Annotated in this window: 11 protein-coding genes and 1 tRNA gene; 1 reads left to right on the top strand and 11 read right to left on the bottom strand. The window is 58.5% G+C overall.

Annotated elements, in window-relative coordinates; translation table 11 throughout:
• The 10 genes from WH303_RS16580 to petA all read right to left on the bottom strand — a co-directional run.
• On the bottom strand, positions 1-479 hold a 479-nt coding region (locus WH303_RS16580), incomplete at its 3' end, for a hypothetical protein (protein ID WP_339519835.1).
• 62 nt (positions 480-541) lie between these two features.
• Positions 542-727, bottom strand: a complete 186-nt coding sequence (locus WH303_RS16575) for a helix-turn-helix transcriptional regulator (RefSeq protein ID WP_339519833.1) — start codon at positions 725-727, stop codon at positions 542-544.
• Between the two features lie 140 nt (positions 728-867).
• Entirely contained in the window at positions 868-1,797 is a 930-nt protein-coding gene (locus WH303_RS16570) for a hypothetical protein (protein WP_339519832.1), read from the bottom strand.
• A gap of 24 nt (positions 1,798-1,821) precedes the next feature.
• Positions 1,822-3,054, bottom strand: a complete 1,233-nt coding sequence (locus WH303_RS16565; protein WP_339519830.1) for a tyrosine-type recombinase/integrase — start codon at positions 3,052-3,054, stop codon at positions 1,822-1,824.
• 189 nt (positions 3,055-3,243) lie between these two features.
• Positions 3,244-3,319, bottom strand: a tRNA-Thr gene (locus WH303_RS16560).
• 49 nt (positions 3,320-3,368) lie between these two features.
• Complete coding sequence (locus WH303_RS16555; protein WP_339519828.1) at positions 3,369-3,890, bottom strand: ClpXP protease specificity-enhancing factor; 522 nt, start codon at positions 3,888-3,890, stop codon at positions 3,369-3,371.
• A gap of 78 nt (positions 3,891-3,968) precedes the next feature.
• Positions 3,969-4,580, bottom strand: a complete 612-nt coding sequence (locus WH303_RS16550) for a glutathione S-transferase N-terminal domain-containing protein (RefSeq protein WP_116927111.1) — start codon at positions 4,578-4,580, stop codon at positions 3,969-3,971.
• Between the two features lie 123 nt (positions 4,581-4,703).
• Entirely contained in the window at positions 4,704-5,468 is a 765-nt protein-coding gene (locus WH303_RS16545; RefSeq protein ID WP_339519826.1) for a cytochrome c1, read from the bottom strand.
• An 18-nt stretch (positions 5,469-5,486) separates the two neighbouring features.
• Positions 5,487-6,935, bottom strand: coding sequence for a cytochrome b (locus WH303_RS16540; RefSeq protein ID WP_021027798.1), 1,449 nt, complete (start codon positions 6,933-6,935; stop codon positions 5,487-5,489).
• A gap of 9 nt (positions 6,936-6,944) precedes the next feature.
• Positions 6,945-7,541, bottom strand: coding sequence for a ubiquinol-cytochrome c reductase iron-sulfur subunit (petA, locus tag WH303_RS16535; RefSeq protein WP_021027797.1), 597 nt, complete (start codon positions 7,539-7,541; stop codon positions 6,945-6,947).
• 131 nt (positions 7,542-7,672) lie between these two features.
• On the opposite strand from petA, the gene mscL reads away from it, so the two are divergent.
• Complete coding sequence (gene mscL, locus WH303_RS16530) at positions 7,673-8,101, top strand: large conductance mechanosensitive channel protein MscL (protein WP_021027796.1); 429 nt, start codon at positions 7,673-7,675, stop codon at positions 8,099-8,101.
• Positions 8,102-8,173: 72 nt separating this feature from the next.
• Here the strand turns inward: mscL and pdxA are convergent, their stop codons facing one another.
• Positions 8,174-9,226, bottom strand: coding sequence for a 4-hydroxythreonine-4-phosphate dehydrogenase PdxA (pdxA, locus tag WH303_RS16525; RefSeq protein ID WP_339519824.1), 1,053 nt, complete (start codon positions 9,224-9,226; stop codon positions 8,174-8,176).
• Positions 9,227-9,228 lie beyond the last annotated feature (2 nt).

Here is a 9,228-nt window from a genome sequence, read left to right as displayed (position 1 = left end):
ATGTCATTGTGTTTACGGACAAGCAGGCTGTCGCCTGCAGTGAATTGGCCGTTTACACAAAATTCTGCACACCCTCGCTTGCGGCGGGCGGCGAGGAAGTTGCCGCGCTCGATGTAGCTCGATGCCAGGTTGGCAGCGTTGTATGCGCCCAGAACGGCGTGCAGGCGGTCAGCAGGGATGGTGGCCGTATTGGCCTGGGGGGACGTTGGCGCAGCAGTGTGCGCACGGAGGGTAGCGGTCATGGTCTTGGTTCCTTCGGGATTCAAGAAAACCACTTGATGCGTTCTTACGCGCAACAGGTGGAGCATGGTGGTTAAGAACACGTCCGAAGCCGTGCGGGCGTCCTTACGGATAGCCCCCACCATGCCCCGTAACCATTGGACGTGCTGAATACTCAGCCCCGTCAAAATTCTGGGCATGACAAAACCCCGCTTATCGTTGGGGGTTGCAAACGCTTCGGAAGAGGTGTTCTTACGCACCGGGCCTTTCGGCTTGCCACCAGTATAGCGACTGTGTGAGATTACGCAAGACATTCTGCGCCTCACTTTCCAGCCTGGGCATCTCGCCAGGCAAGCAGCTTGTCAGCGGGAATAACCGTGCAGCGGGCAGATAGTCGGATGGGCTGGGGAAAGTCTGGGCGGCTCTTGATCCAGCGCCAGAGGGTTGCAGTACCAATGCCCAGCAGCTCGGCGGCTTGCTTTGGGCGGTAAGACTGAATTGATGCCATGTATCACTCCATTTGAACCCGCGTTGCATCATGTGCTGCGGTATGGAGTGATTGAAACAATATTCAGCTATAAAATATATAGCACCATGCCAGCAAAGTTAGAACCTCGCAAGCACAATCCGAAGTTTGCCAGCTAAGTTCTAACTCTGCTTGCTCAGTTCAGAATCCCATTCTCGACACCAGCGCTGAATAACCTCGGAACTTTCAAGCTGTTCATACTTGCTGAGCATATCTTTCGCAAAGGCCGACTTACTCTTATACCTGGACGGCTCACCTCTCCATATATCCCAGCATTCACGAACCTGCTGCTTTGCCAATTGCTTGGGGTCTTTGGCAAGCTTGCCAGATGCGCCTGCTTGAGCATCTCTCCGTCTGATTTCTTTAGCAATTCTCTCAGCAACCCCAGTTACTGCATCAGCTATCTTCCTCAAATCACCTTCAATTTGATTTAACTCTTCCCCGGTCATATCCTTTAGCGCATCAACTCCATCTTCTAGCTGTTTAAGCTTTTCGATATATGAATTTGCGCCAGCACGGAAAAACCGCCTTACCCTGCTAGAGTGCCTTGCAATTTCATTTGGATTTGCAGGTATCTTACGTCCCTCAATCAGTGCCTCTTGATTAACTGCGATCACCAGAGACAAATCTCCAAGAGCCTCTTTAACTTCTTCATGCCTAATAATTAAACTGACTAATTCAGCAGGCAAGAATCGACTATCCTTGGCCAAACAGGCATTTTCCAATGAAGTTGGAGCAATCGAACCCGCCTTTAGACCAAATCTCTCGCAGATCGCAAGGAAGTTATCAACCGCATCATCTATAGCCTGTCTAAATTTATTAGCTCTAACAAAAAACCTCTTCTTAGGCTTTTGCAAGACAGGTATCAGCTCTACCGAGGACTCTCTTTTCTGATTAGGAGCAGCTTTAGCAAATTTACGCTGCCTAGCTTTCAGCTTATGAGCACGAATATTCTCAGTCTTATCAACAAGCCATTTGTCAATATACTGCCTATATTGTTTCTCCGGAGAATCAGCCTCAAAGTTTGATTCGTAATATGGCTCAGCACTCATAAAATTCCCCAAAACCAAAATGCTCTATGCTCGGAACGGTATCACAGCAGCCCCGGCCTTAAGCTTGTCAAGGTAGTCGGCCCATGTTTGCAACATCTCTCTGCGTTCGTCTAAATACTCGGCGCGGTCATAAGCCCCGCCGTGAGTAACCTGACCCTTGTGGGCGAGCTGGTACTCGATCACATCCTTGGGGTAGCGCAGTTGCTCCCGAATGATGGTTCGCCCAGTCGCGCGGAAGCCGTGCCAGGTCTGAATATTCTTGTAGCCCATCGCGTTGAGAGCAGCACTCACAGCGGCCTCTGACATAGGCGCTTTGGGGTCACGCAGGCCAGGAAAAACGTACTCCCTCCCACCAGTCAGCGGCTGCAGCTCTCGCAGCACTTCCACAACCTGGCGGGGAAGCGGAACCAGGTGCTCAGCACCATTGAGCTTCTGAGCTTTGGTGCGCTTCATGTCAGCGCTCGGAATGGCCCACATGCCATCATCAAGATCGAGATCCGCCCAGCGCATTGTGCGAATGTTGCCGGGCCGCTGAAATAGCACAGGGACGATGGCCAGCGCCGCCCGTACCACAGGCCCTCCCTTGTAGCCCGCGCATGCCCTTAGCAGCTTGCCAAGTTCAGTGGGATTGGTGATGGCGGGGTAATTCTGCTTGGTGTGCGTCTTGAGCGCCTTTTTAATGTCCTGGGTTATGTCACGCTGCGCGTAGCCCTCCGCGACCGCGTGCTGCCACACGCCCCGGCTGGTTAACAGCACCCTATGGGCCACGTCCAACGCTCCGCGATCCTCTACCCGGCGTATCACTCTCAACAGCTCAGGCGGTTCAATCTGGCAGATCGGCCTGGCTCCGATGTAAGGGTAAACATCTTTCTCTAGGTTGCGGTGCTCACGCTCGTAGTGTGCGTCGCTCCAGCCGCCCTTTTTGGTGCTCAGCCAGAGATCGCCGATGGCTTTGACGGTATTTGACATCACAGTCACCGCTTGGGCCTCCTTGGCCTTTTTCGCCTCAGCTGGGTCTACGCCATCAGCCAGCAGCTCGCGGGCCTCCTGGCGGCGCTGGCGGGCCTTAGCAAGCGAAACATCGGGATAGATACCCAGGGCCAGCGTCTTGCGCTTGTCGGCAAAGCGATAGTCCATCCGCCAGTACTTGCCGGCCGCCTTGACCAGCAAATACATTCCCCCGCCATCGGCGTACTTGTCCCCGTTGACCTTGCCCGAGTGCTTCACCTGGCGTACGAAGGTATCCGGTAGAGGCATAGCAATCTCCCATCTGTAACAGTGCCTGTCGGTATCTGGATGGACACTGCCTCCACATACCGACACAATCACCGACATTTTGGCGGTATGTAGCGGGGTTACGCAATAGCTCCTGAGACAACAAAAAACCCGCAATGCTAGGAAACATGCGGGTTTTAAGAGGATTTGAGACTACCTGGGATAGTCGGATGGTGCCGGTTATCGGAATCGAACTGATGACCTACCGCTTACAAGGCGGTTGCTCTACCAACTGAGCTAAACCGGCAACACACGGCATTCTATACGGGATTGCCCGTAACAAAGCCGAATGAGGCCTATTTGACCAGTTTGAGTGACGGCTTGCCGCCCTTGCCTGCGCGGCCGGGCGACTTGCCATCGGGAGCCGGAGGCTCGTCGCTGGAGGTCACGACCTGCATCACCGGAGACGCAGCGTTGGCCTCGCCAGCCGGTTCGCCCGCATCGCCAGCGCCTTCGAGCGCAGCCATCGCGATGTCGGCATCGTCATCAAGCAGGTCCTCAGGCGGCGGAAAGCCCATGCCCTGGCCGGTTTCACGCGCAAAAATGGCAACCACGCGGCTGACGGGCACCATGATGTCGCGCGGCACGCCGCCAAAACGGGCGGTGAACTCGATGTAGTCATTGCCCAGTTTGAGCGCACTCGTTGCGTCATAGCTGATGTTCAGCACAATTTCGCCGTCTTTGACAAACTCGCGCGGCACCAGCACCGTCTTGTCGACGCGAACGCTCAGGTACGGGGTCAGGCCATTGTCATTGCACCACTCCACCCAGGCGCGGATCAGGTACGGCTGGGTGGATGTTGTCTGGATTTCACTCATAGGACACTTTCTGCGCTCTCCAGCGCCACGGAGCACGGCCCCGCAGCGCTGCCCGCCCAGTGGCGGGCCAGGCGGCTTTTACTTGCGCATGACCTTTTCGGACGGCGTCAGCGCCTCGATGTAGGCGGGACGCGAGAAGATGCGCTCGGCATACTTGAGCAGCGGCGCTGCGTTCTTGGACAGCTCGATACCGTAGTAATCCAGGCGCCACAGCAACGGCGCAATGGCCACGTCCAGCATCGAGAAGTTCTCACCCAGGATGAACTTGTTCTTCAGGAACACCGGAGCCATCTGGGTCAGGCGGTCACGGATCTGTGCGCGGGCCTTTTCCAGTGCCTTCTCGTTGCCCTTGACGGCACGCTCTTCCAAGGTGTGCACGTGCGTGAACAGCTCTTTTTCGAAGTTCAGCAGGAACAGGCGCACACGGGCACGCTCGACGGGGTCGCCGGGCATCAGCTGTGGGTGGGGAAAGCGCTCGTCGATGTACTCGTTGATGATGTTCGACTCGTACAGGATCAGGTCGCGCTCGACCAGGATAGGCACCTGGCCATAGGGGTTCATCACGCTGATGTCTTCGGGCTTGTTGAACAGGTCCACATCACGGATCTCGAAATCCATCCCCTTTTCAAACAGCACAAAGCGGCAGCGGTGGGAGAAAGGGCAGGTCGTTCCCGAATAAAGCACCATCATGGTGAGAGGCTCCTCAAAATCAAAAAAGAGTGGACTGCAGTCAATGCCGCCCACTCTACACAAATCGGCTACCCCAATTCAAGCCCTGCTCACAGGGACTGAACCGGCTGCACGCAAATACGTTTACTTCACGTCTTTCCAGAACGCCGCATTCAGGCGCCAGGTGATGAAGATGAGTCCCAGCAAAAATATCAGCACCCCGACGCCGACGCGCATGCGGGTGTTCTGGCTGGGATCACCCATCCATTGTAGATAGTTCACCAAATCACCCACACTCTTATCGAATTCGGTGGAAGTCAGCTTGCCCGGGGTGACCTGTTGCCAGCCAGTGAACACCTGGGTTTTGTGTCCATGCTCCTCTACTTCTTGGTAGACCGGCACGCGCACGCCTTGCAGTTCCCATAGCACATGGGGCATGCCCACCGAGGGGAAGGCCATGTTGTTCCAGCCGGTGGCCTTGGTGTCGTCCTTGTAGAAGCCGCGCAGGAAGGTGTAGAGGTAGTCGGCACCGGTGCCCTGGTGGCTCGCGCGTGAGCGCGCTACCAAGGTGAGATCTGGCGGGTTGGCGCCAAACCATTCCTTGGCCTGCTTCGGATCGATGGCCGCCTTCATCGTCTCACCCACCTTGTCGGTGGTGAACAGCAGGTTGTCCTTGATCTGCTGCTCGGTGAGGCCGATATCCTGCAAGCGGTTGTAACGCATGAAGGCCGCCGAGTGGCAGCTGAGGCAGTAGTTCACAAACAGCTTGGCGCCGTTTTGCAAGGAAGTGGTGTTGGTGGTGTCGGGCTTGAACTTGTCCCAGGCCACGCCGCCTTCGGCCGCCTGCACAGCACCGGCCCCTAAAAGCACGCCCAGACCCAGGCATGCGGAGAGAATGATTTTTTTCATCGTGGGATGCTTTCTGGTTCAGTGCGCATGGAAGGTGACACGCTCAGGCACCGGCTTGGGTGTGCCTTTGCGGCTCCACCACGGCATCAGCAGAAAAAAGCCAAAGTAGAACAAGGTACCTACCTGGGAGACCTTTTCGCCAATCGGCGATGGCGGCTGCACCCCCAGATAGGCGAGCACCACGAAGTTCACGACAAACACCGCATACACATACTTGTGCCAGTGCGGGCGGTAGCGGATGGAGCGCACCGGGCTGTGGTCCAGCCAGGGCAGGAAGAACAGGATGATCACGGCCAAGCCCATCACCACCACCCCCCAGAACTTGGCGTCGATTCCGCCCAGCGCTGCAATGCCGGTGAAGGCAAAGGCACCAAACAGCGCCAGCACCACCAGCGCCACCAGCACCAGCAAGCCCTTGAGGATGGCGGCCATGCGGGTCTTGATGCAGACATAGGCCACGGCTGCGACCAGGATCACCGACAAGGCGACCATCATCTCGCTGGTGATGGCACGCAGCATCGAATAGAACGGCGTGAAATACCACACGGGCGCAATATGGTTGGGCGTCTTGAGCGGGTCGGCCGGGATGAAGTTGTTGTATTCGAGGAAGTAGCCACCCATCTCCGGCGCAAAGAACACAATGGCCGAGAAGATGAACAGGAACACCGCCACACCAAACAGGTCATGCACGGTGTAGTACGGGTGGAAAGGCACGCCGTCGAGCGGCCGGCCCTGCGCATCCTTGGGCGCATTCGGGCCCTTGATCTCGATGCCATCGGGGTTGTTGGAGCCCACATCATGCAAGGCTAGCAAGTGCGCAGCAACCAGGCCCAGCAGCACCAGCGGCACGGCAATCACATGGAAGCTGAAGAAACGGTTCAGGGTTGCATCGCCCACCACATAGTCGCCCCGGATCAGCAGCGCCAGGTCCGGGCCGATAAAGGGAATGGCCGAGAACAGGTTGACGATCACCTGCGCGCCCCAGTACGACATCTGGCCCCAGGGCAGCAGGTAGCCCATGAAGGCCTCGGCCATCAGGCACAGGAAGATCGCGCAGCCAAAGACCCAGACCAGCTCACGCGGCTTGCGGTAGCTGCCATACAGGAGGCCGCGGAACATATGCAGGTAGACCACGACAAAGAAGGCCGAGGCGCCGGTGGAATGCATGGTCCGGATCAGCCAGCCCCAGGGCACATCGCGCATGATGTACTCGACCGAGGCGAAGGCCTTTTCGGCATCGGGCTTGTAGTGCATCACCAAGAAGATGCCCGTGACGATCTGGATCACCAGCACCAAAAGCGCCAGCGAGCCAAAGATGTACCAGAAGTTGAAGTTCTTTGGCGCGTAGTACTCCGACATATGGACCCGGTAGGCCTCAAATGCCGTGGGAAAGCGGTTCTCCAGCCAGTTGCCGGCCTTGGCGCCCAAGGTGGCGTTCGGCGATATCTCCTTGAATTCGTGTGCCATGGCGCTTCCTTATGCTTTTTTATCTTCGCCAATCAGCAGCTTGGTATCGCTCAGATACTGGTGCGCTGGCACTTCGAGGTTGTCGGGCGCGGGCTTGTTCTTGAACACGCGCCCGGCCAGGTCAAAGGTCGAGCCGTGGCAGGGGCAGAGAAAGCCGCCCTTCCAGTCATCGGGCAGCGAAGGCTGGGGGCCGGGCTGGAGCTTGTCGGTGGGCGAGCAGCCCAGGTGGGTGCAGATGCCGATCACCACCAGCACCTCGGGCTTGATGGAGCGGGTTTCGTTCTTGGCGTAGTCCGGAGTCGGGTAGGCCGTGCGCTCCGATTTGGGATCGGCCAACTGGCCATCGAGCTGGGGCAGCTCGGCAATCTGCTCGGGCGTGCGGCGCAGGATCCAGATCGGCTTGCCGCGCCATTCGGCGGTGATTTTCTCGCCGGGCTTGAGCTCCGAGATATCCACTTCAACGGCAGCGCCGGCGGCCTTGGCCTTTTCTGACGGCTGGAAGGAGCTGACAAAGGGGACCGCAGTGGCGACTCCTCCGACAGCACCTGCGCATCCCGACGCTATCAGCCACGTCCTTTTACTGGAGTCGATGGAAGAATCACTCATGGGGCTCCTTGGTCAACGCTTATATCTCGGTTTTTGCGGATTGTATGAAGTGTCTTGCCCATCATGCAATGCGCCGAAACCCTTGAAGCTGAGCGATACTAGGCGTCATGTTTATTTGACAGGAGCAGCGCATGAGCTTCATGAAGGAATTCCGCGAGTTCGCGGTCAAGGGCAATGTGATGGATCTGGCCGTTGGTGTGATCATCGGCGCCGCTTTTGGCAAGATCGTCGATTCGGTCGTCAATGACCTGATCATGCCCATCGTCGGTTTGGTCTTTGGCAAGCTGGACTTCTCCAATCTCTTCGTGGTGCTGGGAACCATTCCCGATGGCGTGCCGCGCACACTCGACGCGCTGAAAAAAGCGGGCATCCCGGTGTTTGCTTATGGCAACTTCATCACCGTCGCGGTGAACTTCGCGATTCTGGCTTTCATTATTTTCATGATGGTCAAACAGATCAACCGCCTCAAGCGCGACACGCCCCCTCCAGCGCCCGCTGCCACCCCGGAAGACGTGGTGCTGCTGCGTGAAATCCGCGACAGCCTGCAGCAAAAGCGTTGATTTTTTGCAACAAAGAAGCAGAAATTCTGCTTCTTTTGCACCGCTACCCGGCAGCCTCTCGAGGCTGCTTTTTTATGCCTGCGCCTGTCCCGCTGCCAAACGGCGCGCCATCTGCACCGCCGCGATCAGGCTGGCCGCATCGGCCAGGCCCTGGCCGGCAATATCAAAGGCGGTGCCGTGGTCCGGGCTGGTGCGCACCAGCGGCAGGCCAAGGGTCACGTTGACGCCCTCGTCCAGCCCCAGGTACTTCACGGGGATCAGGCCCTGGTCGTGGTACATGGCGACCACCACATCAAAGGCGCCCGGGTGCCCGGCGCTGTGGCGGGCCCGCATGAACACGGTATCGGGCGGCTCCGGCCCGATCACCTGCATGCCCAGCGCCTGGGCAGCGGCCACCGCAGGCGCGATGTGCTCGAGCTCCTCGCGGCCCATCAGCCCTGCCTCCCCGGCATGGGGGTTGAGCCCTGCCACCGCAATCCGGGGTGGCCGCCCCAGAGCACGCAGCAAGGCCTCGTGCGTGATGCGGATGGTCTCCAGCACCTGCGCCTGGGTCACCGCCTCAATGGCATCGCGCAGCGATACATGGATGCTCACCAGCACGGTGCGCAACGCCTCATTGGCCAGCATCATGCGCACGGGCATCTGTGCCAGTGGCAGCCCGGCATGCTCGGCCGCTTCGGCCTGCAGCAATTCGGTATGGCCGGGGAAGGCCAGCCCTGCCAGGTGCAGCGCCTCCTTGTTCAGTGGCGCCGTCACCAGCCCGGCAATCCGGCCTCGCAAGGCCTGGCGCGCAGCCCAGCGCACGCATTCGGCAGCAGCACGCCCGGCCTCGGCCTGCACCTGGCCAAAGGGCAATGGCCCGGGCAAGCCCGGCAGCGATAGCACCGGGATGCAGCGCGGCGGCACCTGCAAAGCCTCTTGCGGTTCAACAATCTCGGCCACCGGCAGCGCGCAGCGGCCTGGGCCCTGCAACAGCTGCGCTGCGCGGCGCAGGGTCTGCAGCTCGCCCACGACAAAGCAGCCCTGCATTTGCTCAGGCGCATCGCGAAAGGCCTTGGCCACGATTTCCGGGCCAATGCCGGCAGGGTCGCCCTGGGTGATGGCGAGCAAGGGAGCGGAGTGCACAG

Origin of the sequence: Comamonas sp. MYb69 (assembly GCF_037479315.1) — a bacterium.
In the GTDB taxonomy this organism is placed as follows: Bacteria; Pseudomonadota; Gammaproteobacteria; order Burkholderiales; family Burkholderiaceae_C; genus Comamonas.
The sequence above is the reverse complement of the archived record's forward strand: the minus strand, read 5'-3'. Positions and strand labels throughout refer to the sequence as shown.